Below are 23,831 nucleotides of genomic sequence, written 5' to 3'. Positions count from 1 at the left end.
CGAGGGTGTGCCGGGATCGCGAGGCGGTCGCCGTCAGACGCGCGGACGCGCCCTGCGCGAAACGACCAGAAGGACACCCACGGCGGCCAGCAGAACCGCCACCGCCGCGGTGGCCGCGACCGTCGCGCCCGTCACCGGGAGCGTGACCGGCGCGCTGACGAGGCTCCCCTGGGGCTCCGCCGGGGCAGTGTTCTCACCGGGAGCCGGCGCGTTCGTCCCGGGCCCTGGTGCACCGGACCCCTCGGGGACCGTGGCGACCGTCCGGGCCACGCGGATGATGGACCCGTCGTGGTCGTCCTCGTCGTTGTCGTGGTCGGTGCTCTCGTCGTCCCAGAGCATGGTCGTGTTGCGTTCGTCGATCTCGTTGTCCTCCCACGAGTGGTAGACCAGCGTCTGCTCGTCGGGGTCGATCCCGCCGTTGTGCCTGTCGGGCACGGAGTCGGCGTCGAGGACGTCGGCGGACCAGGCACCGGCAACGCCGTCGTGGACCTCCGCGGCGAGCGGCACGGCCAGCGCGGTCGCACAGTCCAGACCGCGGGCCGCGATCAGCGGCGCGGCGAAGACCGCACCCGCGGCGGCCGGCCGGCTCGCCGGAACCCAACCGCTGAAGCGCGAGATCTCGGCGAACGAGAACCGGTCGACGTACTCGTCCTCCTCCGGTGCGTCCAGCGCGACCTGGAGGGTCAGGCTGACCTCGGACGAGGTGCCCGGTGCAAGCACCAGGCCGGCGTCACCCATCGGCAGGTGGAGCAAGCCGTCGCCGGCGAGCTCCCAGCCGGCGTTGTCGTGACCCTCGACGCCGTCCATCGACTCGGTGGTGGCGAGCTCCAGTCCGGGCGCGCGGTAGTTCACGATCTCCTCGACCCGTGCCGTGCGGTCGCCCTGGTTGAACAGGTGGATGTCGTGAACCACGAGGTCACCCACGCGGATGTCGACCTCGGTGTGGTCGAACGTGACGTGCGGGATCGCGTAGTCCGGTCCCGCGTCGCTCGGGTCCGCGTTGCGTTCGAACACCATGACGCCGTCGCGCCACACCTCGGCGACCCACAGTCGCAGTGCCAGGTCGTACTGCGGAGGGGTCCGTACGGTGACGGTCTCGTCGTCGGTGAGCGCGCCCGCGTCCTGGTTCTCGTCGTCCTCGCGCGGGTCGCCGCCAGGCGTGTCGCTCGGCGTGACGGTCGCGGTGTTGACGAACGTCGCGCTGGCGTCCGCGGGGACGCTGCCGCCGCGCTCGGCGGTGTAGACGAACACCGTTCCGCCCGCCGCGATGACGGCCTCGGCGTCGAGCGTGCGCTCGGCGGGCGAGTACGCCCGCGCGAGCTCGGGGAAGTCGTCCCCGACGACGGCGGTCGCGTCCCGCACGGTGCGGACGACGTCGTCGAGGTTGAGCCCGCTCGTCGTGTCGGGCCGGTGGGGCACGCTCACGACGACGGGAACCTCACCGCCCTCGAGCATCCACTCCTCGAGGTCCGCGGCGCCGAGCGCGGCCGTGAAGCGGAGGGTGACCGCTCCGCCGCCCGCGACCACGGGCGCCTCGCCCGACGGCACGTGGACCGTGGCGGCGACGCCCCCGACGGTGACGGACGGCAGGCTCAGCGTCTGCTCGGCCGACGACGGGTTGGTGACCGTCACCCAGCCTTCGACGTCGAGCGGCGACACGTCCTTCGTCGCCGAGACGGTGAGCCGGTAGTCGACCGAGACGTCCTCGCCCGGTGTCGTCTCCCAGGTGCGGTCGCCGTCGGGGTCGTTGGTGACCTCCTTGGTGATCGCCCAGTCGTAGTCGACGTGGGCGCGACCCTGTGCGAAGAGGCCGCCGATCACCGGTGGCGCGGGCTCCTTGTTGACGACCGTGCACGTCACCATGTCCCCGCCCGCGAGGTCGGCGATCGTGAACCCGTCGTCGGCGTCGGTCACGCGCAGGGGCGAGCCCTCGACCGGGGTCGACGCGTTCTTGACGACGCACGCGGCGTTCTGGCCCGCCTGCGGGACGATCCGGTAGCCGGGTTGCTGCGCCTCGGTGATCGTCACGTTCGCGAGGTCACCGGGCTGGTCGGCCTTGAATCGCCACATGACGCCGCCACCGTCGGGCGTGGTCTGCGTGGGCGCCTCCTCGCCGAACGCCATCCCGTCGACGGACGCCGTGAACTCCCACCCCGCGGCAGGCGTGCGGTCGTCGACGCCACCGTTCCACGGCTCGACGAGCTTGGTCACGGAGACCGACGGCGTGCAGTCGGCCAGCACCTGCGCCCGCAGCGACGCGGCGACCGCCGCGTAGTCGCCAGTCCGCGTGACGGCGTCCTTGGAGGCGATCGCCTCGAGGTTGGCCAGCGCGGCGGGTGAGCTGATGCCGTTCCCGACGCCGAACGCCCTGATGTGCGTCCCCTCGGGCACGTCACGGGTGCGCGCGCTCTTGTGCTCGTTGGCCGCGGCGATCGCGGCCTCCATCTCGACAAACCGTGTGACGCCCGAGCCACCCGCCGTCGACCCGTTCCCGTACACGGTCGGCATGCCGTCGGTGACGACGACGATGACGTCGAAGACGCCCGTCGGGATCGCACTCAGGGCGCTGTCCCAGTTCGTGTACTGGTTGCTCGGGCGGCTGAACTGCGTGACGTACCGCTTCAGGTAGTCGACGTTGCTCTGCGTGGTCAGTGCGTGCTTGCTGGAGGCCGTCAGCGCCTTCGTCCCGAACGGGAACACCTGCATCGACGACGGCGTCCCGCCGAGCGCGTCGATGTAGGCGTTCGCCGCGCTCTTGACCTGTGCGACCTGGGCTTCGGTGACAGAGGCGGAGAAGTCGAGGACGAGCGCCACGTCGAGGCCCGAGCACGAGCGCGGCATCGTCGGATTGTCCCGGACGACCGCCCAGGTGCCGCTCGACGCCGAGTACCGCGCGTCGGAGGTGCCGGTCTGACTCGGCTGGCTCATGAACGTCACGCCGGACCGAGAGGTCTCGCCGGCGACGAGCTTGGGGGTCTGGAACGCGTAGGGCAGCAGCCGGTGCTGGTCGTTGGCCGATGCCGTCAGCGGCCCTCCGCCGAGCGTGGTCGGCAGCGAGTAGCCCGCAGGGGCCGTGACTGCGCGCACCCAGAGCTGCTGGTTCTTCGCGACGCCGTCGGCAGTGATGGCGCCGCCCGTGGTGGAGCGGACAGGGATGGTGAAGACGGCCTCGCCGTTCGCCCCGGAGGTCGCCTCGGCCCAGTCGAACGTCAGGGGAACGCCCTCGCTGGCCTCGGTGGCGAGGCCCAGCCGGGTGCCCGGCGCGCCGGTCCGTACGACGACGGTCGCGTGAGCCGCGTCTGCGGCAGGCGTTACCGCGTGCTGGCCACCCGGGGCCGGGGGACCGCGGGCGTCGGCGCGCTCGACGGCATCACTTGGAGTGACCGCGTCGGGCGTCGTGGACGCCGCCTCGGCCGGTCCTTCCTCCGCGAGGCCGGACGCGTCCGCGGACGCGTCCGCATCGTCGAGCCTCTGCTCCTTGACCTCCTCGGCACCACCGTCACCGGGCTCGTCGCCTGGCTGGTCGGTCGGCTGCTCCGTCGGCCCGTGGCTGAGGTTGCTGCCCGGATCGGCTGCCGTCACCAGGGTCGTCAGGTCTGGCTCGTCGGCCGCTGCCGACGTCGCGACGAGGCCGCCCGAGACGACGGCGAGGGTCACCGCGGCGAGGCCGGCGACGAGCCGCAGCACTCGCGGGCGCGCCGGACTGCACGGGGTGCGGCGTTCGGCACCGGTACTCGCCCCTCCTCTCCGGGACATGGGGGATCGTGCGGGCCTGTGAGTCACTGTTCGAACACCTCTCGTCGCGACGCCACCCCGGGGTCGTCGCCTGCGCTGGGGGAGACAGCCGCTTCGGGGCCAGCGGCTGGTGCGGAGGATGCCCGTCGAGCTCCACGTCGTACGGGGCTCGCGGGCGCGGTTTCGCCGTCGGAGTCGGCCTGGAACAGCAGTTCCCACGGCACGTCGAGACGCTGCGCGATCGCGAGGGCGAAGTCGTCCCCGATGCTCCGGAGCTTCCCGGCCTCGACGGCGTAGATCGCCGCCTGGGAACGGCGGACCAGAAACGCCAGGTCGCGCTGCGTGTAGCGGCGCTGCTGGCGTGTCCACCGGATCAGCTCAGGGTCCTTCACCCACATGCGGTCCTCCTTGCGGCCGACGTGCTCGCACGAGCCCGTTCTAACGGCCGGTTCGGAAACGTTATCAAGTGCCGTATACCGCATTTGCCGCTCGTTGTCAGACAATTTCCCGCAAAGTCCGTTCCCACCTGCGATGATGAAACTGCTGGTTGTCAAGGTCGTCGTGGCACGCGCCGACCGCTGCCAGACGGGGGGGAACGTCATGGAGCCGATGAGCCAGACACTCCAGGACCTCGCGCGCGAGGCGCAGGACCGGTCCGGGGCGTCGTCGATGCGCCAGCTCGCGCGCAGGGCTCAGGAGAACGGGTTCAGGATCGTCGGCACCACGCTGAGCGCCCTCGCAGCGGGCACCTACAAGTCCCGCCCGACCCCGGCGACCATCCGTGCCGTCGCCTGGCTGGCCAACGTCCCCGAGTCCCAGGCTTTCGCCGCCGCAGGCGAGCCCTTGCCAGGGCCCCCGTTCGCCGAAGAGCTCCCGCCCGACGTCGACCACCTCTCCCCCCGCCACCGCAAGGTGGTCGTAGAACTGCTGCGGGTGCTGATCGACGACGACCTGCGCTCGAACGGCTTCGCACCGGCACACGGCGCACGGCGCACGCAGGACCCCGCACCTGCGGGCTCCCGGGGCTCCCCGGGCATGGAATCGGCGGGCACCGACCGCGACGACCCGTCCTGAGCCAAGGCCCGCACACCGGCTCGCGCGGCGCTCGGGGCGTCACGCACACCCGGGCAGGATCCAGCGCGCACCCTTGTGCCGCCGAGCGGTCCCGCGTCGCCACGACCGGGCACCGTGGGCGGCACACACGACGGCCGCCGCCCCAGGCGGGGCGACGGCCGTCGTCGACGCTCGGTGACTCAGCCTTGAGGCGTGAGGACGAACCCCGGACCCTGGGCCTCCGGATCGGTGTCGAGACTCAGCGCATCCAGTGCGGGCGCGGCCTCCTTCTCGACGAACACGTGCGTGGCACCGGCCTCGTCGACCACTTGGTCGTCGGCCTGCGGCGCCGGCACGAGTGCCAGCTCGAAGTTGCCGGGCTGGCCGATGGACTGGGCGATCCGCAGACCACCCTCACTGGGGATGCCGGCCTGCTGAGCCAGGTCCTCGACTACCGCTCGCGCGTTGTCTGTCACGGTGAGCACGCTGAGCTCCTCTCGTCGGTTCTTGCGGGCGCGTCCACAGAACCAAAGATGGTTACGAAAGCGCAACGCTGAGACGCACTTGGGGCTCGACCTCCCGTATCGCGAGATCTCACGTGACGCGCCCGGTAGGCGCTGCATAGGATGACCCGCCTTTCGCGGCGGGCGCTCCAAGCCGGTCACCCAGTGACCCAGTGACGCAGTGACGCAGTGACGCAGTGACGCAGTGACCCTGCGTCACGCCCGGCCACGGCACCAGAAGAGCCGCCCACCGTCGTCCCGCGCCCGACCCCACCGCGTCCTCGATGCCGAGTGCGATGCCGCAAACGTTGTCCACAGGCGTTTCCGGCAGGTCGGCCGATGCGGTTATCTTGTCGGCTGCGCGGACCCGGACGACCCGCGCGCAGGACCGCACGACAGGGGGACCGCCCGCATGACCCGCACCTTCCTTGCCCGCACCCGCGCTGCCCGCACTCGCGCTGCCAGCACTCGCGCTGCCCGCACCGCGTCCCTCGCCGCAGTGGGCGTGGTGCTGAGCCTCACGGCCTGCTCGCCCGACGGCGACACGTCTGCCGCGTCCCCCGCCCCGGCCGCGTCGAGCCCGGCACCCACCCCGAGCCCGACGGCGTCACGGGTGGTGATCAAGCCCGCGCGACCCGCCGCGATGGACGACGACGGACCTGCGGGCGCGGAAGCGGCGGCCAGGTACTTCCTGGAACTCGACTCGTACATGCAGGCGACCGGGGACACCACCGAGTGGGAGGCGATGTCGCACCAGTCCTGCGAGTTCTGCGCCAAACGTCGGGACCAGGCAAGAAAGATCGCCGAGCGCGGAGACTCATTCGACGGCGGGCACACAGCCGCGACGATCCTCCATACCTACCAGCAGGACGCACCCACGGGCATATGGCCTATCGACGTCCAGACCGAAGAAGGCTCGTCGCGAATCATGACGAGCACGGGTGATGTCCTGTGGGAGCAAAGCGCTGTCCGGTCGCAGTTCCGCGTCGAGGTCGCACGCCGCGACGACGCATGGGTGATCGTCGGTGTTGCCGACAAGCCCAAGGACTGACATGCGGGCGACCTCCCGCGGCGTTGCCGCCCTGACAGTGCTCGCGCTCCATCTTGCGCAGGGCACCACTGAACCCCCGGCTTACGGCGGCAAGACCGACGACACCGACGACTCGTTCACGGTCTCTGCCGAGGACTCCGCGTGGACGTCGACCCCTGACGGGGGCCGTGAGCCCAACCCCTCGACACCACCCCCGGTCAAGTACCTGCGCGCGAACGACATGTACTGCGCCGTCACCGACCTGGACCCCATGGTCACCTGGGCCGAGTACTTCCAAGGCTCCTGCCCTGACGGCAGCGTCAACCTCGCCGCCACCCTCACCTGCCCACCCGACACCTACCAGCTCGACCCCCTCTGGGTCCAACACCTGCAACCCGACGGCACCTACACCACCCCCCAACCCGTCACCGGCACCCAGTGCATCACCCCCGCCGACCTGACCACCCAAGCCCGCAACGCCTTCACCACGATGCACATCCCCACCCCCACCGCCACCCTCCAGACCGCCACCCCCACCCTGCTCCTCAACACCTGGTACCCCGCCTACACCACCCCCACCCCCACCACCCAGCACACCACCCTGCTCGACGTCCCCGTCGAGATCCGCGCCCTCCCCACCCACTACACCTGGGACTTCGACGACCCCTTCTCCCCCACCGGCCCCACCCTGACCACCACCGACCCCGGCCACCCCTGGACCCCCGGCGACCCCGACGTCGACCACCACTGGACCGCCCACGCCTGGACCCGCCTCGGCGACCCCCACACCCCCACCGGCCACACCGCCGGCACCCGCACCACCCCCGACGGCATCCACTACCGCACCGACGTCACCATCACCCTCACCACCACCTGGCACGGCCAATACCGCATCACCGGCACCCCCACCTGGACCGACATCCCCGACACCCTCACCACCACCAGCACCGCAGGCACCTACACCCTCACCGAAGCCCACACCCGCCTCTACTGCGACACCCTCGACGGCCACACCACCTGCTGAACGGTAAGTTCACGACGCACCCACCCACGGCAGAGGACCTCATGTACACCACCCCGATCACCCCGGATCTCGTCCGCGGCGCCGTCGAGCTCGAGCCGACCGATTCCGGGCTGCGCGTCCATCGCCTGCCCGCGTGGGCTCGCGCGCAGGCCGCCGACGCGCAGCTCACCATGGTGGAGTCGCAGCCGGCGGGGGTCCGCGTCGCCGTCACGACCGCCGCGCGACGGGTCGAGCTGCGCGCGATCGCGACGCGGTACGCGTACCGTGGCGCGCCCGCCCGCCCGGCGGGCGTCTTCGACGTCGTGGTCGACGGTGCGCTGACCGCGCAGGGTTCCCTCGACGACGCCACGCTCGTCACGATGGACCCGCGCACGGGTGGCGTGGAGACGACCCCGGGGCAGGTCCGCGGCGTCGTCGCCGAGGGCCTGCCCGAGGGCGAGAAGCGCGTCGAGATCTGGCTGCCGCACCAGGAGACGCTCGATCTGGTCGAGCTGCGCAGCGACGCGCCCGTCCGGCCGGCCCCGGTCGCGGGCCGCCGGTGGGTCCACCACGGCAGCTCGATCAGCCAGGGATCGAACGCCACGCACCCCACCGGGACGTGGGCGGCGGTGGCCGCGCTGGCGGGCGGCGTTGATCTGCTCAACCTGGGTTTCGGCGGCTCGGCGATGGCCGACCCGTTCCTCGCGCGGACCATGCGCGACCTGCCCGCGGACCTCATCTCGCTGAGCCTGGGCATCAACCTGGTCAACGCCGACGTCATGCGGCGGCGCGCGTTCCGCCCGGCGGTCCACGGGTTCCTCGACACGATCCGGGACGGTCACCCGGGCACGCCGCTGCTCGTGGTGTCGCCGATTCTCTGCCCCATCCATGAGGCTACGCCCGGCCCGGGCGCTTTCGACGTCGAGGCGCTGGCCCGGGGCGAGCTGCGGTTCGTGGCGACGGGCGACCCCGCCGAGGCCAACGCGGGCAAGCTCACGCTGCGCGTGATCCGCAAGGAACTGGCGAGCATCGTCGCCGAGCGCGCGGTGGACGACCCGAACCTGTACTACCTCGACGGCCGCGACCTGTTCGGCAAGGCGGACGAGGCCGAACTGCCCCTGCCGGACAACCTGCACCCCACGACGCCCGCGCACCGCCGCATCGGCGAGCGCTTCGCCAAGCGCGTCTTCGGCCCCGGGGGCGCGTTCGCGGCGTGACCGCCGCCCGGTGGTGAGCCACCGGGCGGCGGTGGGCGCTACTGAGCGTCCGCGGCTTCCAGCGTCGCCAGCTCGGCGATGTCGGCGGCCACGAGCTCGGCGATCTGGATGGCGTTGAGCGCGGCACCCTTGCGCAGGTTGTCGTTGGCGACGAACAGCACGAGCCCACGCCCGTCCGGCACGGACTGGTCGACCCGGATGCGGCCGACGAACGACGGGTCGGCTCCGGCTGCGGCCAACGGCGTCGGCACGTCCACGAGCTGCACGCCGGGGGCCGAGGACAGCAGCTCGACGGCCCGCTCGGGGGTCAGGGGCGAGCCGAACTCGGCGTGGATCGCCAGCGAGTGGCCGGTGAACACCGGCACGCGCACGCACGTCCCGGCGACCGCGAGAGACGGCAGCCCGAGGATCTTGCGCGACTCGAACCGGAGCTTCTGCTCCTCGTCGGTCTCGAGCGACCCGTCGTCGACGAGCGACCCGGCGAGCGGGACGACGTCGAACGCGATGGGTGCGACGTATGCGACCGGTTCCGGCAGCGTCACCGCCGACCCGGAGTGCGCGAGCGCCTCCAGGTCCTGCGCGGCGGCGGACCGCACCTGCCCGGCGAGCTCCGCGACACCAGCGAGCCCGGATCCCGACACGGCCTGGTAGGTCGCCACGCGCAGGCGTTCGAGGCCGGCCTCGCGTGCGAGCGGCGCCAGGACCGGCATCGCGGCCATGGTCGTGCAGTTCGGGTTCGCGATGATCCCGAGCTCGGCCTCGCCGATCGCCTCGGGGTTGACCTCGGAGACCACGAGCGGCACCTGCGGGTCCCGCCGCCACGCCGAAGAGTTGTCGACGACGACGGCGCCGGCCTCGGCGAACCGGGGCGCGTGCTCCTTCGAGGTCGACCCTCCGGCCGAGAACAGGGCGATGTCGACGTCCGCGAGCGCCTCGGTGGGCGTGGCGGCGACGTCCTCGACGACGACGTCGTGCCCCTCGTACTGCAGCACGGTGCCGGCGGAGCGGGCGGAGGCGAAGCACCGCAGCTCCTTGACGGGGAAGCGCCGCTCGGCGAGCAGGCGCCGCATGACGCCGCCGACCTGCCCGGTCGCGCCGACGACGGCGACGTTCACACCCTCGGGGTTGATCTGCACCATGCCCGTCACCTCCCGGTCCCGGCGTAGACCACGGCCTCGCCCTCGGTCGTGTCCAGCCCGAACGCCGAGTGCACCGCCTTGACCGCGGAGTCGAGCGAGTCCGCCCGGGTCACCACGGAGATGCGGATCTCCGACGTCGAGATCATCTCGATGTTGATGCCGGCGTCACGCAGCGCGCCGAACAGCCGGGCGGAGACGCCGGGGTTGGTCTTCATGCCGGCGCCGATCAGCGACAGCTTGCCGATCTGGTCGTCGAACTGCAGCGAGTCGTAGCCGAGCTCGGCCTGCACCGAGGCGAGCGCGGACATCGTCGCGGGGCCGTCGCCCTCGGGAGCGTGAACGAGATGTCCGTCAGCCCGGTCTGCGCGGCCGAGACGTTCTGCACGATCATGTCGATGTTGGCGCCGGAGGCGGCCACGACCTCGAAGATGCGTGCGGCCATGCCGGGCACGTCGGGCACGCCGACGACGGTGATCTTGGCCTCGCTGCGGTCGTGTGCGACGCCGGAGATGATCGGGGCTTCCACGTCACCCTCCTGTGGTGCGTTGGGGTCGAGCAGGTCGCCGTAGGTCCCCGTCACGAGGGTTCCGCCGGCGTGGGAGAACGAGGAGCGCACGTGCACCGGCACCTCGTAGCGGCGCGCGTACTCGACGGCACGCAGCGCGAGGATCTTGGCGCCCGACGCGGCGAGCTCGAGCATCTCCTCGTAGGTGAGGCGGTCGATCTTGCGCGCGGTCGGGACGATGCGCGGGTCGGCGGTGAACACCCCGTCGACGTCGGAGTAGATCTCGCAGACGTCGGCGCTCAGGCCCGCGGCGATGGCGACGGCGGTCGTGTCAGACCCGCCGCGGCCCAGCGTCGTGACGTCGTTGGTGTCGGTGTTGACGCCCTGGAACCCGGCGACGATGGCCACCTGTCCCTTGTCGAGCGTCTCGCGGATGCGCGAGGGCACGACGTCGACGATGCGCGCGCGCCCGTAGACGGCGTCGGTGATGACGCCCGCCTGCTGACCGGTGAACGACTTGGCCCGGACTCCGAGGTTGTTGATCGCCATCGCGAGCAGCGACATCGAGATGCGCTCGCCCGCGGTCAGGAGGATGTCGAGCTCGCGCTGCGGCGGGAGCGGCGTGATCTGCCCGGCGAGGTCGAGAAGCTCGTCCGTGGTGTCGCCCATCGCCGAGACGACGACGACGACGTCGTTGCCGGCCCGCCTGGCCTCGGCGATGCGCTTGGCCACCCGCTTGACGCTGTCCGCGTCCGCGACCGAGGATCCGCCGTATTTCTGCACGACCAGTGCCATGTTCTGCTCTTTCTGTCGCCGGCCTCCGTCTCTCTCAACGGCCCGCCGGGTGCTTGTGCTTGCCCGTCGATGGTACGTGCCCGACGCCGGGCGCGACGGCCGTGTCTCAGCCCGGGGTCGTCAACGGGCGCCGTCCGGCCCGTATGCGCGCGTCACCGTCGCGACCCGCACGACGTAGTCGGCGTACCAGACGTCGCGCCCGCGCCGCTGCGCCACGACGTGCTCGTGGACCTGCTTCCAGGCGGCCGCGGCGTCGTCGTCCGACCAGTAGGAGACGGTGATGCCGGCACCCTCGCGCGCCGAGTCGATCCCCAGGAATCCCGGCTGCCGGCGGGCGAGCTGCTCCATGCGCGCGGACATGCGCGCATACCCCTGGTCGCCGGGCGTGCGCAGCGACGTGAAGATCACGGCCGTGTAGGGCGGCTCGGGCGTGCTCGCGATGCTCGCTGTCGTGCTCATGCTCTGCAGCGTGCCAGCGCTACGCGCCGGTGACCACGTCATACCCGAGCCGCACGATGAGCGCCCCGACGACGACGACGAACACCACGCGCACGAACCGCGACCCCTTCGCCACCGCCATGCGCGCCCCGGCGTACCCGCCCACGAGGTTGGCCGCGCCCACGGCGAGCCCCAGGTGCCACACGACGTGGCCCGCGGGCACGAAGAAGATCAGCGCCCCCAGGTTGGTCGCGAAGTTGGTGATCTTGGCGAGCGCCGACGCCGGCAGGAACGCGTACCCCAGCACCCCGACGAGGGCGATCACCAGGAACGTGCCCGTCCCCGGCCCGAGCACGCCGTCGTACACGCCGATGACCAGGCCGGTCCCAGCGGCGGAGACGCGGTGCCGGTTGCCCTCCCAGCGCAGGCGCGTGTGCGTGCCGAGCGATGGCCTCGCGACCGTGTAGACCGCCACGGCGACCAGCACCACGAGGATGACCGGCTTGAACGCGGCGGCGGGCAGGTGCGACGCGAGCGCCGCTCCCCCGACGGCGCCCGCGAGCGCCGCGGCCGCCATCGGCGCGGCCGTGGTGAGGTCGGGCTGCACGCGCCGCGCGTAGGTGACCGCCGACGTCGACGTGCCCATGATCGAGCCGACCTTGTTGGTGGCGAGCGCCTGCACGGGCGTCATGCCGGGCACGAGCAGCAGCGCGGGGAGCTGGATCAGCCCGCCCCCGCCGACGACGGCGTCGACCCAGCCCGCGGTCAGGCCGGCGAGCAGGAGGAGGACCCAGGTCGCCAGGTCGAGTTCGGGCACCGGCCCATGGTCGCATCCCGTCGCGCGGGGGCGTCGCGCGGGGTCGTCCCGCGGCCGCACACGCCGCTGGCGAGCGTTTCGTCCTGTTCAGGCCGCGCACGTCCCGTTACCTTCCAGGGATGAGCACCGACGGCGGTGGGTCCGGGGGCGTCCGCGCCGTCGGAGTGAGGCGCGCGTTCGGCGCGGTCAAGGCGGTCGACGGCGTCGACCTCGACGCGCTGCCGGGGCGGGTGACGGCGCTGGTCGGCCCCAACGGCTCAGGCAAGACGACGTTGCTGCTCGTGCTCGCGGGCCTGCTCGTCCCCGACGCCGGGACCGTGACCGTCGCGGGCTTCGACCCCGTGACGCAGGGGCTGGAGGCGCGGCGACGCACCGGCTGGATGCCCGACGTCTTCGGCACCTGGGACTCGCTGACCGCACGCGAGGTCCTCACCACGGTCGCGGCCGCGTACCGCCTGCCGCGCGAGGTGGGCGCCGCGCGCGCCGCCGAGCTGCTCACCCTGGTTCACCTCGACGAGTACGCCGACGCCCCGGCCCACGTGCTCTCGCGCGGGCAGAAGCAGCGCCTCGGCCTGGCCCGTGCATTGGTGCACGACCCGCAGGTGCTGCTGCTCGACGAGCCGGCCTCGGGCCTCGACCCGCGCTCACGCGTCGACCTGCGCGTGCTCGTGCGACGCCTCGCCGCCGAGGGCAAGACCGTGCTCGTGTCGAGCCACGTGCTGGCCGAGCTCGACGAGATGGCCGACGACGCCGTCTTCCTGTCGCGGGGGCGCACCGTGGCGACGCAGTCGGTCGCGGGTGCCGCCGCCCAGCGCCGTCCGTGGCGCGTCACGGCGCTCGACGACGCGGGCCTGCGCGCGTGGCTCGACCGCTCCGGCTACGCGCTCGCCCCACCGGACGGCGAGGGCGCGCTCGTCGAGCTCGACGGCGACGCCGCCGCAGCCGCGCTGCTGCGCGCCGCCGTCGGCGACGGCGTCCCCGTCGTCAGCCTCGCCCCCGCGGGCGGCGTGCTGGAGCAGGCGTACCTGGCCCTGGAGGAGGAGCGGCGATGAGCACCGTGGACGTGGCGACCGCACCGCCGTCGGGCTCCGGGAACCGGCGTCGCGGCGACTGGCGGGTGACCGGTCACGGCATCCGCACCGTCACCCGGCTCGAGCTGCGCCAGCGTGTGCGGTCGACGCGCTGGAAGGTCGCGCTGGTGGTGTGGTTCGTCGTCGTCGGCGCGATCACGGCGCTCACGACGGGGGCGCTGCGGTCGCTCGCCGGCAGCGCCGCCGATGCGCCCGACCTCGGGCCGCTCATCTTCGGCATCGTCGTGTTCTTCGTGCTGTTCCTCGGGCTGCTCGTCGCGCCGACGCTCAGCGCGTCCGCGATCAACGGCGACCGCAACGCGGGCACGCTGGCCACGCTCCAGGCGACGCTGCTCAGCCCCGCGGAGATCGTGCTCGGCAAGCTCCTCGCCGCGTGGACGGCCGCGCTCGCGTTCCTCGTGGTGAGCGTGCCGTTCATCGTGTGGGCGCTCGCCGCGGGCGGCGTCGCGGTGCTCTCGCTGGTGACGACGCTGCTCGTGCTCGCCGCCGTGCTGCTGGTGGTGTGCGCCGTCGGCCTCGGGTTCTCCGCGCTGGTGACCAAGACGTCGGGGGCGGCGGTGCTCACCTACCTGACGATCGGGGCCCTGACGGTGCTGGGACCCGTGCTCTTCGGCCTGTCGGCACCACTCGTCTCGGGGCAGGCCGACGTCCGGGTGTGGACTGTCCCGTCGAACTGGGACGGCGACACGGACGACCCGTCGGTGTGCGAGTGGCAGACGCAGCGGCAGGAGGTGTGGCACTCCGAACGCACCTGGTGGCTGCTGGCCCCCAACCCGTTCGTCGTCGTCGCCGACGTCCAGCCGCTGCCGGACGACGCCGAGAGTGTCGCGCGCGCGTACGAGCCGAGCCCGCTCGCACTGCTCCAGTACGGCGTGCGGTACGTGCGCACCGGTGCCTCCGACGAGGCCGACTACTGCACGGGCAACTTCACGCGCTGGGACCACCGGGGGCGGGAGATCTTCCGGCCCGACTCGCCCGTCGCGGAGGTCGAGCCCAGCCAGAACCCGGTGTGGCCGTGGGGCCTGGGGTTCCAGTTCCTGCTGGGCGCGGGCGCCGTGGTGATCGCGGTCAACCGCCTGCGCATCCCGACCCGCCACCTCCCCCAGGGCACGCGCGTGGCCTGACGCCGCCCGGGCGGCGTCAGGAGCGCGGCGTTGGGGGCGCGGCGTCAGGAGTGAAGCGCGTCGTACTCGGCCTCCTGCGCGACGTCGTCCTCGACGTCGAGGCGCAGGTGGGCCAGCACCGCCTGGAGCACGCGCAGCGCCGACGCGGTGCGCTCGCCCCAGGAGGACAGGTAGGAGAACTGCCACCACCACAGCGCCTCGAGCTCGTGCCCCTCGTCGTAGTGGGCCAGGCCCTTGGCCAGCTCCTCGACCGCGCACGCCAGGTCGCCCGACAGCGAGGCCGGGCCGATCTCGGTGCCCAGCACCGGGTCGACGACCTCGACGTAGTCGTCGAACCCGTCGAACATGCGGGCCAGCGCCATGCGCAGCGGGTCGACGTCGGTGTCGGGCCCGGCGTCGGGCTCGAACCGCTCGACGGGCACGACGTCGGTGATGGCGGCCAGGTGCGCGCCGGCGGACAGCAGGTCGCTGGTCGCCAGCAGGAGGAGCGACAGCTCAGCGCCCGGCGCCGCCCCCGAGGCCACCTCGGTCACGGTCGACAGGAACGCGCGCACGTGGGATTGCGTCTTCTCGGCGACCTCTCGCAGGTCACTTCCCGAGCGGATCTCGCCCATGCCCTGCTCCCTTCGGCTCGGCGGGGCCCCGGTATCGCTACCGGCTAGCGGCCGACGACGCGACGTCCCTCGAACGCCCGCCCGAGCGTCACCTCGTCGGCGTACTCCAAGTCTCCCCCGACGGGCAACCCGGAGGCGAGGCGAGACACGGTGATACCCATCGGCCCGATGAGCCGGGCCAGGTAGGTGGCGGTCGCCTCGCCCTCGACGTTGGGGTCGGTCGCGAGGATGACCTCCTGCACGCGGCCGTCGGCGAGCCGGGCCAGGAGCTCCTTGATGCGCAGGTCATCGGGCCCGACGTTCTCGATGGGATTGATCGCCCCGCCGAGCACGTGGTAGCGCCCGCGGAACTCGCGCGTGCGCTCGATGGCGACGACGTCCTTGGGCTCCTCCACGACGCAGATGACGTCGTCGGACCGGCGCGGGTCGGTGCAGATGCGGCAGCGTTCCGACTCCGCGACGTTGCCGCACACCTCGCAGAACCGCACGCGCGCCTTGACCTCCAGCAGCGCGTCGGCGAGGCGCCGCACGTCGTCGGCGTCGGCTGCGAGCAGGTGGAACGCGATGCGCTGGGCGCTCTTGGGGCCGACGCCGGGAAGGCGGCCGAGCTCGTCGATCAGGTCCTGGACTGCGCCTTCATACACGCCCGACAGCCTACGGCCCGCGCGTGCCCGGCCGGCCGTGTGGCGTCAGATCCAGCGCTTGAGCCGGAAGACTCCCCACAGCACGCCGCTCACCGCGAGCATGAGCCCGAGTGCGAACGGGTAGCCGAACGCCCAGTGCAGCTCGGGCATGACGTCGAAGTTCATGCCGTAGATACCGCCCACGACGGTCGGGGCGAACAGGATGGCCGCCCAGGAAGAGATCTTCTTGACCTCCTCGTTCTGCACCTTGGCCTCCTCGTTCTGCCGCTGCGCGACGAGCGTCGCGTTGACGGTGAGGATGTCGCGCAGCGCCCCGCGCTGCGTCTCGACGCGCTCGGCCACCTCGGTGAGGTGGTCGACGACGTCGCGCAGCCGGGTCTGCAGCTCGTCGTCGACCTTGTACTTGTTGAAGCCCTGGGTCAGGGCGTGGCACACCTGCCGCAGCGGGCGCACCGCGCGCAGGAAGTCCGCGACCTCGCGCGACAGCTCGTAGATGCGCCGCGACGCCTCGGCGCCCGTGGTGAAGACCTGCGACTCGATCTCGTCGATGTCGTTCTCCAGGCCGTTGACCACGGGCAGGTACCCGTCGACGACGGCGTCGAGGATCGCGTACAGCACGGCCTCGGGGCCGCGCGCGAGCATCTCCGGGTCGGCCTCCATGCGCCGCCGCACCGCAGGAAGGTCGGGCGAGGCGCCGTGGCGCACCGTGACGACGAAGTCGGGGCCGACGAACACGTGCAGCTCGGAGAATTCGACCTCCTCGGCGGCGTCGTCGTACCGCGCCGCGTGCAGCACCACGAACAGGGTCTCGCCGTACCGCTCCAGCTTGGGCCGCTGGTGGGCCTGGATGGCGTCCTCGATCGCGAGCGTGTGCAGGTCGAACTCGGCGGCGAGCGTCGCCAGCTCGGCGGGGTCGGGCCGCTCCAGGCCGATCCACGCCATGCCGCCGGGGCGCGATCGCAGCGCCCGGAACGTCTCGCCGAGCCGTGCGTGGCTCGACGTGCGGTGACCGTCGTCGTAGATCGCGGAGGTCACGACGGCGTTGCGGCGCACCGTCGCCACGCGCTCGCGCTGGACGACGGTGTTCTCGGTGGGCCGACGGCGCGGGCGCAGCACGCCGCCGAGGCCGCGCGGGATCGCGCGCGGCGCCTCGGATCGGGGGGCACGGGCAGGCAGGGACGTGGTCATGGAAACCTCCGCGGGCGTGCGGTCGCGGCACGCACCAGGGTGCGCGCGCCGACCGGACGTGGGCTGGGACGCGGGGTGCGCCGCGGCGTCGCTGCGGTGGAGAGAATCCGCCGGGCGTCAGCCGCGGCAGGGACTACTGGGGGCTCGCTGCGCATGGGGCGTGCCACCTCCTTCGTCCCGGTGCCGGCGCTGCCAATGGTGCCGACGTCACGATGACCCAGATCGGGCCGCCCGCAGTCTACGCCCGGCGCGCAGCCGGGACCAGAGCCCTCGTCCGCCGGCTGCGTGACGCCGCCCACGCGGCAGGTTGCCGCGTGCGCCGCGGACCCGATGCATCTCGGACGCCGCCCACGGGTCTCGCGCCACCGGTCCTCGCCGTCGGCCAGGCTGAGGACTGCACACGACCTCCCCTACGCGCCTTCGGAGTACGGCCATGACGCTCCCCACCGACACGTTCCTCTACGGCGGCGACTACAACCCAGAGCAGTGGCCCGAGGAGGTGTGGGCCACGGACATGGCCCTTCTGGCCGAGGCGGGGATCACGAGCGTCACGCTCAACGTCTTCGCGTGGGCCTCGCTCCAGCCGTCCGCGGACGTCTACGACTTCGCGCGACTCGACAGGATCGTCCGCACGGTGTCCGACGCCGGGATGCGGATCGTCCTCGCCACGTCGACCGCCGCCATCCCCGCCTGGATGTCGCTCCACCACCCGGACGTCAACCGCGTCGACCAGCGCGGGACCCGCCGGCGCCACGGCCAGCGGCACAACCCGTGCATCAGCTCGCCGACCTTCCGGACGTACGCGGCGGCCCTCGCGGGCAAGCTCGCCGAGCGCTACGGCGCCGAGCCGAACCTGGTGGCCTGGCACGTCTCCAACGAGTACGGCGGGTTCTGCTGGTGCGACCTGTGCGCCGAGGGGTTCCGCGGATGGCTGCGATCCCGGTACGGCACCCTCGAAGCGCTCAACCAGGCCTGGAACTCCGCCTTCTGGTCCCACACCTACCACTCGTTCGCGGAGATCTTCCCGCCCGACCAGCGCGGGGACGCCATCTCGGCCGACACGACGAGCAACGCCGCCTTCGTCGGATCCAAGGTGGTGCTGCCCGGTGCCGCGCTCGACTACCGGCGCTTCTACGGAGCGCAGGTCCTGGAGTCGTACCGCGAGGAGAAGGCGGCGATCCGTCGCTTCGACCGGGTGCGTCCCGTCACCACCAACATGATGGGCACGTTCGAGGACTACGACTACTTCACGTGGTCCGAGGACGTCGACGTCGTGAGCTGGGACTCCTACCCGGCGTTCGACACGAGCCCGGCCGAGGTGAGCATGCGGCACGACCTCATGCGCGCGGTCGGGAAGCAGAAGCCGTTCATGCTCATGGAGCAGACGCCGTCGCGGCAGAACTGGCAGCCGTACAACTCGCTCAAGCGTCCGGGCCAGCTGCGGGCGCAGTCCTGGCAAGCCGTCGCCCGCGGCGCCGACACCGTCCAGTACTTCCAGCTGCGCCAGTCCGCGGGCGGCTGCGAGAAGTTCCACGGCGCCGTCATCGGCGCCAACGGCTCCGCGCGGACGCGCGAGTTCCGCGAGGTCGCCGCGCTCGGCGCCGAGCTGGGGCGGGTGGGCACCCGCGTGCTCGGGTCCCAGGTCGAGCACGGCACGGTCGGCATCGTCTTCGACTGGCCGTCGCGCTGGGGCATCGGCTTCTCGGCCGGCCCGAGCGTCTCGCTCGACTACGTGAACGAGACGCTGCGCTGGTACACCGAGGTGTCACGCCGCAACGTGCCGGTCGACCTGCTCTCCCGCGACAGCGACCTCACCGGTTACGACGCCGTCATCGCCCCGTGCCTGTACCTGCTCTCCGAGGCGACCATCGCCGCGCTGCGCGCGTACGTCGAGGCCGGAGGCCGCCTCCTGCTGACGCCGATGAGCGCGCTCGTCGGCGAGTCCGACCTGCTGTTCCAGGGCGAGGCCCCGGTGCCGTTCCGCGACCTGGCCGGCGTCTGGATCGACGAGACCGACGCGCTCCCGCCCGGCACACGCGTGCCGGTCACGTTCACCGACGGCGGCGTGCACGCCGCGTCGGGCGAGATCCTCGCCGACGTCGTCCACGCCGACGAGGGCACGCAGGTGCTGGCGACCTATGCGGGCGAGTTCTACGCCGGCACACCCGCGCTCACGTTCCGCCCGTCGGGCGGCGGCGGTGGCGTGCTCTACGCCGCGACGTTCCCGTGCGGCGACGGGCTGCGCGCCACCGTCGACGCCCTGCTCGGCGAGAAGGCCGCCGGGGTCCCCACGCCCGACGGCGTCCAGCTCTCGCGCCGCGTGCGCGACGACGGGACGGTGCTGACCTTCGTCGTCAACACCACGGGCAGCGCGCACACGGTCGACGTCGACGGCCTGGCCGGGACCGACATCCTCGGCGGCGGTCCCGTCGAAGGGTCGATCGCGCTGGGGCCGTACGGCGTCGCGGTGGTGGAGGCCGGCGCCTGACGGCCCGGTGCCCGGTCGTCCGGCGCCGGCCTCCACCACCGGCGCGTCAGCCTTCGGGCATCCAGATCCGCATGGTCGACGGGCCGCGCTCGGCCCAGGAGTGGTAGGCGATCAGCGGGACGAGACGCTCGGCAGCGCCGTCGTCCTCCGTCCTGGTGCCGTAGGGCCAGCCGCCGTCGTGCGGCACCACCGTGCGCACGGGGACCAGAACCCGCCCCTCGGCCTCGACGGGGGCCGCGTCGGTGCGCACCCGGGCCGTCGCGACGTCGGCACCCAGGTCGACCGACTCCAGTGCCATCACGACGGGGCCGCGCTCGACGGCCACCTGGCCGCGCACCGCGTCGACCCGCGCGTCGGCCCACGTCCACCGGGCGTCGACCGGCAGCTCGAGCACGACGGACTCCCCCGTCGCCGGGCCCGCCACCGTCACGTACCCCGGCTCGACGGGCTCGGCGGGACCTCCCGCGGACGCGAGGCGCGCGCCGGACGCCCACCCCGGTACGCGCAACGTCAGCGACCACCCCGCCGACGGCGCCGTCACCGCGGTCACGGTGATGCGCCCGGTCGCGGGATAGGTCGTGGCGACCTTCACCTCCACCGGCTCGCCCGCGACGACGGCCCTGATCGTCGACGGGGCGTACTGGTGGACCTGCACGCCGTGATCGTCGGCCGTCGCCAGGTACGCACCCAGCGAGGCGAACGTGCGCGTCAGGTTCGTCGGGCAGCAGGACACGGCGAAGAACGGCGGGCGCGCCGCCGAGGAGGCACGAGCGCTCGGCTCGTCCGGGTCGGGCATCGTGCCCTCGACACGCTGGTACAGCGTGTTCGTGTAGTAGAAGCCCCGGCCGTCCGCGGCCGGGGCGGTGGCCACGATGTTGAACAGCGTGCGCTCGATCGCGTCCGCGTGGCGGGCATCGCCCGTGGCCAGCACGAGGCGGTGGTTGAGCATGATCGACGCGATCCCCGCGCAGGTCTCCGAGTAGGAACGGTCCGGCGGCAGCTCGAAGTCCGCGCCGAACGACTCCCCTTCGTGGTGGGCGCCCATTCCTCCCGTCAGGTAGGTGCGCCGCGCCAGCGTCGCCAGCGTCTGCGACGTCACGGCGGCCAGCAGACCGTCGTCGGCGGTCTCCACGGCGACGTCGACCGCGCCGGCCGCCAGGTACAGCGCGCGCACCGCGTGCCCGTCGAACACGGTCGCCTCGCGCACGGGCACGTCATCCTGGAAGTACTGCGGGCCGAAGTCGATCTCCCCCAGCACCCCGCGCCCGCGCCGCTCGACGAACAGGCTCGCCTGGTCCAGGTACCGGCGCTGCCCGGTGACCCGGTACAGCTCCGCCAGGGCGACCTCGATCTCCGGGTGCCCGCACACCGACGCGATCCCGCCCAGCCCGAAGACGTCGCAGACGTGGTCCGCCGCGCGCACGCTCACCCGCACCAGCTCGTCGTCCAGGCCGACCGTCCGGGCGCGCGCCACGCCCGCCTGGATCAGATGCCCGAAGCAGTACAGCTCGTGGCCCCACTCCAGGTCCGAGTAGCGTGCCGCCTGCCCCGGCCGCCCGAACATCGTGCTCAGGTACCCGTCGGCCTCCTGCGCGGCCGCGACCCGGGCCACGATCGCGTCGAACCGGGCCTGCAGGGCGGGGTCCGGCCGGCGGCCCAGCTCCCACGCCATGCCCTCCAGGAGCTTGTAGGTCTCCGAGTCGGAGAACTCGCGGCCCTTCCGGTCGCCCGGCAGGCGCCCCTCGACGGCGGCGTCGAAGTTCCCGATCCAGCCGAGCCTCTCGAGCCAGGACTCGACGTGCGGGATCGTCGCCGCGGCGTTCAGGTCCTGACGCTCGCCCCAGAACCCGCCGTCGATCGTGACGTCGTCCAGGCCGAGCGGGCGCAGGCGCCCTCGCGACGGGGCGACCGGAAGACCGTGTGTGAGTGTCATGGGTGGGGACTCCGTTTCGTCGGTGGCGGTGCGCAGTGGGTCAGGTCGTCCACGAGTGGCGCGGCTCGTACCCGAGCAGGCGGCGCGCCTTGTCGATGCTGAGCAGGCTCTCGCGCCCGCGGATCGCCCGCGTGCGCTCGATCCCGGGGAACTGCTCGTCGAGCAGGTCGGCCGAGTCGCGGCGCATGCAGGTGTCGGAGTTCGCGATGATGAACGCCTCGAACCCCACGAGATCGGCCTCCAGCGCACGCCGGGTGGCCTGCGCGCCGTCGCGCGCGTCGATGTAGGACCACATGTTCCACCGCCGCGCGGACGCGTCGTCCTGCCAGGTGTCGAACTCCAGGTAGTCCTGCGGGTGCATGACGTTCGAGAACCGCAGAGCGACCATCTTGAGCTCCGGGTCCCACCGCACCAGGTGGCGTGCCAGCTCCTCCTCGCAGACCTTTCCGAGGGCGTAGGTGCTCCACGGCTGGACCGGCATCTCCTCGTCCACGGGCACCGAGACCGGGGGCACGGCGAACGGCAGGCCCAGCACCGTCTCGGAGGAGGCCCAGACCACGTTCCGGACCCCTGCCGCGCGCGCTGCCCGGAACACGTTGTAGGTGGCCGGGACGTTGTTCGCGAAGGTCGCGGCATCGGGCCGCAGGCCGGGGGCGGGGACCGCCGCCAGGTGGACGACGGCGGTGGCCGGGGCCGACTCGTCGAAGCCGCTCATCAGCTCGGCGACCTGGCCGTAGTCGGTCAGGTCCGCGGTGACGAACCGCCCCGGCGCCCGGGCCGGGGGCGGGGTCTGGTCGACCGCCACCACGTCCCAGCCGTGGTCGGTGAGGTCCTCGACGACGGCGACCCCGAGCCGGCCGGCAGCCCCGGTGACGACCACCCGTCCGGTGGTCGCCGACCGGGGCTGCGGCAGAACGCGCGACGGCATCACGCCGTCGTGCCGAGCCGGACCATCGTCCACGACGTGGCGGGCAGCTCGGCCGTCACGCGTCCGTCGGCGAGGACGGCGGTCGTGTTGTGGGCCGGCAGCACCGACGTCGAGTCGTCGGCCGTCGCGGTCCAGTACGGGTCGTCGTTGCCGTACGTCAGCGCCTCGACGATCTCCAGCCCGGCGAAGGCCGACAGGTCGATGTCGAGCGCCACCGCGTCCGACGTCGAGCGGTTGGCCGCGAAGACCACGACGTCGCCCGTCGCGGGGTCGTGCGTCGCGACCGCCGACAGCGCCGGGATCTCGCCGTGGCGCTCGGTGGCGATCGTCGGGGCGTCGACCGCCACCTGGAGCACGTCGCCGCGGGCGTTGTTGGCCGTGAGCGCGAACGGGTGGAAGATCGTCTGCTTCCACGCCCGGCCACCCGTCTCCGTCATGATCGGGGCGATCACGTTGACGAGCTGGGCGAGCGAGGCCGCGTGGACGCGGTCGGTGTTGCGCAGCAGCGTGATGAGGAGGTCGCCGACCACGACGGCGTCGGCGACGGTGTAGACGTCCTCGAGCAGCGCCGGGGCGACGGGCCAGTCGTCGCCCGTCGGGGGCTTCGACGGCGTCGCCTGCTGGTACCAGACGTTCCACTCGTCGAACGAGATGTTGATGCGCTTGTCGTGCTTGCCCGCCGCGCGGACGGCGTCGGCGACCGCGACCACGGACTTGATGAAGCGGTCCATCTTCACGGCCGAGCCGAGGAACGAGGCCAGGTCGCCGCCGTCCTCGTAGTAGTACTCGTGGGCGGAGACGTAGTCGACGTGCTCGTAGGCCTCGGAGAGCACCGTGTACTCCCAGGTGCCGAACGTGTCCATGTCCGAGGACGACGAGCCGCACACGACGAGCTCAAGACCGGGCTGCATCTGCCGCATCGCCCGCGCCGACTCGGTCGCGAGGCGCGCATACTCCTCCGCGGTCTTGTGACCGGTCTGCCAGGGTCCGTCCATCTCGTTGCCGAGGCACCACATCTGGACGCGGTACGGGTCCTCGGCGCCGTTGGCCTTGCGCTGCTCCGACCACGCGGTGCCGCCGGGAATGTTGCAGTACTCGAGGATGTCGAGGGCCTCCGCGACCCCGCGCGTGCCCAGGTTCACCGCCATCATCGGCTCGACGCCGACCTTCTGGCACCACAGCATGAACTCGTCGACACCGACGGTGTTCGGGTCGGTCGAGTGCCAGGCCAGGTCGAGGCGGGCGGGCCGGTCCTCCTTGGGGCCGATGCCGTCCTCCCACTTGTAGCCGGAGACGAAGTTCCCGCCGGGGTAGCGCACCGTCGTCGTGCCCAGCTCCCTGGTGAGCTCGGCGACGTCCCCGCGGAAGCCGTCGGCGTCGGCGGTCGGGTGGCCGGGCTCGTAGATGCCTTCGTAGACGCACCGGCCCAGGTGCTCGACGAACGACCCGAACGTACGGGGGCGGACCGGCCCGACGACGAACGCCGGGTTCACGGTCACGGACGCGTTGTGCATGAGTGCTCCAAAACTGCTGATCAGGGGGTTCGGTGGCGCAAGGAGGCCGGGTATCCCGGGATGAGCCAGGAG

General features: G+C 72.4%; 19 protein-coding genes and 1 pseudogene. 7 read left to right on the top strand and 13 right to left on the bottom strand.

Going from position 1 to position 23,831, the window contains the following annotated elements; genetic code table 11:
• Nucleotides 1-33 precede the first annotated feature (33 nt).
• Both ET495_RS14535 and ET495_RS14530 read right to left on the bottom strand, forming a co-directional pair.
• Nucleotides 34-3,756 (bottom strand): vWA domain-containing protein, encoded by a 3,723-nt coding sequence (locus ET495_RS14535; protein ID WP_129205382.1) that lies wholly within the window; start codon nucleotides 3,754-3,756, stop codon nucleotides 34-36.
• A 23-nt stretch (nucleotides 3,757-3,779) separates the two neighbouring features.
• Nucleotides 3,780-4,133 carry a helix-turn-helix transcriptional regulator gene (locus tag ET495_RS14530; RefSeq protein WP_129205381.1) on the bottom strand — a complete coding sequence of 118 codons (354 nt, stop codon included), beginning with the start codon at nucleotides 4,131-4,133 and terminating at the stop codon, nucleotides 3,780-3,782.
• Between the two features lie 211 nt (nucleotides 4,134-4,344).
• Between ET495_RS14530 and ET495_RS14525 the strand changes: the two genes are divergently transcribed.
• Nucleotides 4,345-4,809 carry a hypothetical protein gene (locus tag ET495_RS14525; RefSeq protein WP_129205380.1) on the top strand — a complete coding sequence of 155 codons (465 nt, stop codon included), beginning with the start codon at nucleotides 4,345-4,347 and terminating at the stop codon, nucleotides 4,807-4,809.
• A gap of 179 nt (nucleotides 4,810-4,988) precedes the next feature.
• On the opposite strand, the gene ET495_RS14520 is transcribed toward ET495_RS14525, so the two are convergent.
• Complete coding sequence (locus tag ET495_RS14520; RefSeq protein WP_129205379.1) at nucleotides 4,989-5,273, bottom strand: Fe-S cluster assembly protein HesB; 285 nt, start codon at nucleotides 5,271-5,273, stop codon at nucleotides 4,989-4,991.
• 430 nt (nucleotides 5,274-5,703) lie between these two features.
• Between ET495_RS14520 and ET495_RS14510 the strand changes: the two genes are divergently transcribed.
• From ET495_RS14510 to ET495_RS14500, 3 genes are read left to right on the top strand one after another with little or no spacing between them, the layout of a single operon-like run.
• Complete coding sequence (locus ET495_RS14510; RefSeq protein WP_162616501.1) at nucleotides 5,704-6,342, top strand: DUF6318 family protein; 639 nt, start codon at nucleotides 5,704-5,706, stop codon at nucleotides 6,340-6,342.
• Between the two features lies 1 nt (nucleotide 6,343).
• Nucleotides 6,344-7,345, top strand: coding sequence for a hypothetical protein (locus ET495_RS19235; protein ID WP_162616500.1), 1,002 nt, complete (start codon nucleotides 6,344-6,346; stop codon nucleotides 7,343-7,345).
• A 41-nt stretch (nucleotides 7,346-7,386) separates the two neighbouring features.
• Nucleotides 7,387-8,541: a GDSL-type esterase/lipase family protein gene (locus ET495_RS14500; RefSeq protein ID WP_129205377.1), complete on the top strand. Its 1,155-nt coding sequence runs from the start codon at nucleotides 7,387-7,389 to the stop codon at nucleotides 8,539-8,541.
• Between the two features lie 38 nt (nucleotides 8,542-8,579).
• Here ET495_RS14500 and ET495_RS14495 read toward each other — a convergent pair whose 3' ends face one another.
• The 4 genes and pseudogenes from ET495_RS14495 to ET495_RS14480 all read right to left on the bottom strand — a co-directional run bounded on the left by ET495_RS14495 (nucleotide 8,580) and on the right by ET495_RS14480 (nucleotide 12,235).
• A complete protein-coding gene (locus ET495_RS14495) occupies nucleotides 8,580-9,680 on the bottom strand; it encodes an aspartate-semialdehyde dehydrogenase (RefSeq protein WP_129205376.1) in 1,101 nt (366 codons plus the stop codon).
• 5 nt (nucleotides 9,681-9,685) lie between these two features.
• A pseudogene (locus tag ET495_RS14490) lies at nucleotides 9,686-10,980 on the bottom strand (aspartate kinase).
• 120 nt (nucleotides 10,981-11,100) lie between these two features.
• The gene (locus ET495_RS14485) at nucleotides 11,101-11,439 is read right to left on the bottom strand and encodes an antibiotic biosynthesis monooxygenase family protein (RefSeq protein ID WP_129205375.1); all 339 of its coding nucleotides are present in this window, start codon (nucleotides 11,437-11,439) and stop codon (nucleotides 11,101-11,103) included.
• Between the two features lie 19 nt (nucleotides 11,440-11,458).
• Complete coding sequence (locus ET495_RS14480; protein WP_129205374.1) at nucleotides 11,459-12,235, bottom strand: TSUP family transporter; 777 nt, start codon at nucleotides 12,233-12,235, stop codon at nucleotides 11,459-11,461.
• Nucleotides 12,236-12,354: 119 nt separating this feature from the next.
• Here ET495_RS14480 and ET495_RS14475 point away from each other — a divergent pair, with 119 nt between their 5' ends.
• Both ET495_RS14475 and ET495_RS14470 read left to right on the top strand, forming a co-directional pair.
• Complete coding sequence (locus ET495_RS14475) at nucleotides 12,355-13,287, top strand: ABC transporter ATP-binding protein (RefSeq protein ID WP_129205373.1); 933 nt, start codon at nucleotides 12,355-12,357, stop codon at nucleotides 13,285-13,287.
• Nucleotides 13,284-14,450: an ABC transporter permease gene (locus tag ET495_RS14470; RefSeq protein ID WP_129205372.1), complete on the top strand. Its 1,167-nt coding sequence runs from the start codon at nucleotides 13,284-13,286 to the stop codon at nucleotides 14,448-14,450. The genes ET495_RS14475 and ET495_RS14470 overlap by 4 nt, the downstream gene beginning before the upstream one ends.
• A 44-nt stretch (nucleotides 14,451-14,494) precedes the next feature.
• Here the strand turns inward: ET495_RS14470 and ET495_RS14465 are convergent, their stop codons facing one another.
• Genes ET495_RS14465 through ET495_RS14455 form a run of 3 tightly spaced genes read right to left on the bottom strand, consistent with a single transcriptional unit; the run spans nucleotide 14,495 to nucleotide 16,896 of the window.
• On the bottom strand, nucleotides 14,495-15,064 hold the full coding sequence (locus tag ET495_RS14465; RefSeq protein ID WP_129205371.1) for a DUF5063 domain-containing protein: 570 nt from the start codon (nucleotides 15,062-15,064) through the stop codon (nucleotides 14,495-14,497).
• Between the two features lie 44 nt (nucleotides 15,065-15,108).
• Nucleotides 15,109-15,708: a recombination mediator RecR gene (gene recR, locus ET495_RS14460; protein WP_129205370.1), complete on the bottom strand. Its 600-nt coding sequence runs from the start codon at nucleotides 15,706-15,708 to the stop codon at nucleotides 15,109-15,111.
• A gap of 45 nt (nucleotides 15,709-15,753) precedes the next feature.
• The gene (locus tag ET495_RS14455) at nucleotides 15,754-16,896 is read right to left on the bottom strand and encodes a magnesium and cobalt transport protein CorA (RefSeq protein ID WP_245993102.1); all 1,143 of its coding nucleotides are present in this window, start codon (nucleotides 16,894-16,896) and stop codon (nucleotides 15,754-15,756) included.
• A gap of 433 nt (nucleotides 16,897-17,329) precedes the next feature.
• Here ET495_RS14455 and ET495_RS14450 point away from each other — a divergent pair, with 433 nt between their 5' ends.
• Entirely contained in the window at nucleotides 17,330-19,384 is a 2,055-nt protein-coding gene (locus ET495_RS14450; protein ID WP_129205369.1) for a beta-galactosidase, read from the top strand.
• Between the two features lie 46 nt (nucleotides 19,385-19,430).
• On the opposite strand, the gene ET495_RS14445 is transcribed toward ET495_RS14450, so the two are convergent.
• The 3 genes from ET495_RS14445 to arfA are packed head-to-tail and all read right to left on the bottom strand — an operon-like array spanning nucleotide 19,431 to nucleotide 23,759.
• Nucleotides 19,431-21,317: a glycoside hydrolase family 127 protein gene (locus ET495_RS14445; RefSeq protein WP_129205368.1), complete on the bottom strand. Its 1,887-nt coding sequence runs from the start codon at nucleotides 21,315-21,317 to the stop codon at nucleotides 19,431-19,433.
• Nucleotides 21,318-21,357: 40 nt separating this feature from the next.
• Nucleotides 21,358-22,245, bottom strand: coding sequence for an NAD-dependent epimerase/dehydratase family protein (locus ET495_RS14440; protein ID WP_129205367.1), 888 nt, complete (start codon nucleotides 22,243-22,245; stop codon nucleotides 21,358-21,360).
• Entirely contained in the window at nucleotides 22,245-23,759 is a 1,515-nt protein-coding gene (gene arfA, locus ET495_RS14435) for an arabinosylfuranosidase ArfA (protein WP_129205366.1), read from the bottom strand. The genes ET495_RS14440 and arfA overlap by 1 nt, the downstream gene beginning before the upstream one ends.
• Nucleotides 23,760-23,831 lie beyond the last annotated feature (72 nt).

The organism is Xylanimonas allomyrinae (assembly GCF_004135345.1).
Classification (GTDB): domain Bacteria; phylum Actinomycetota; class Actinomycetes; order Actinomycetales; family Cellulomonadaceae; genus Xylanimonas; species Xylanimonas allomyrinae.
The sequence above is the reverse complement of the archived record's forward strand: the minus strand, read 5'-3'. Positions and strand labels throughout refer to the sequence as shown.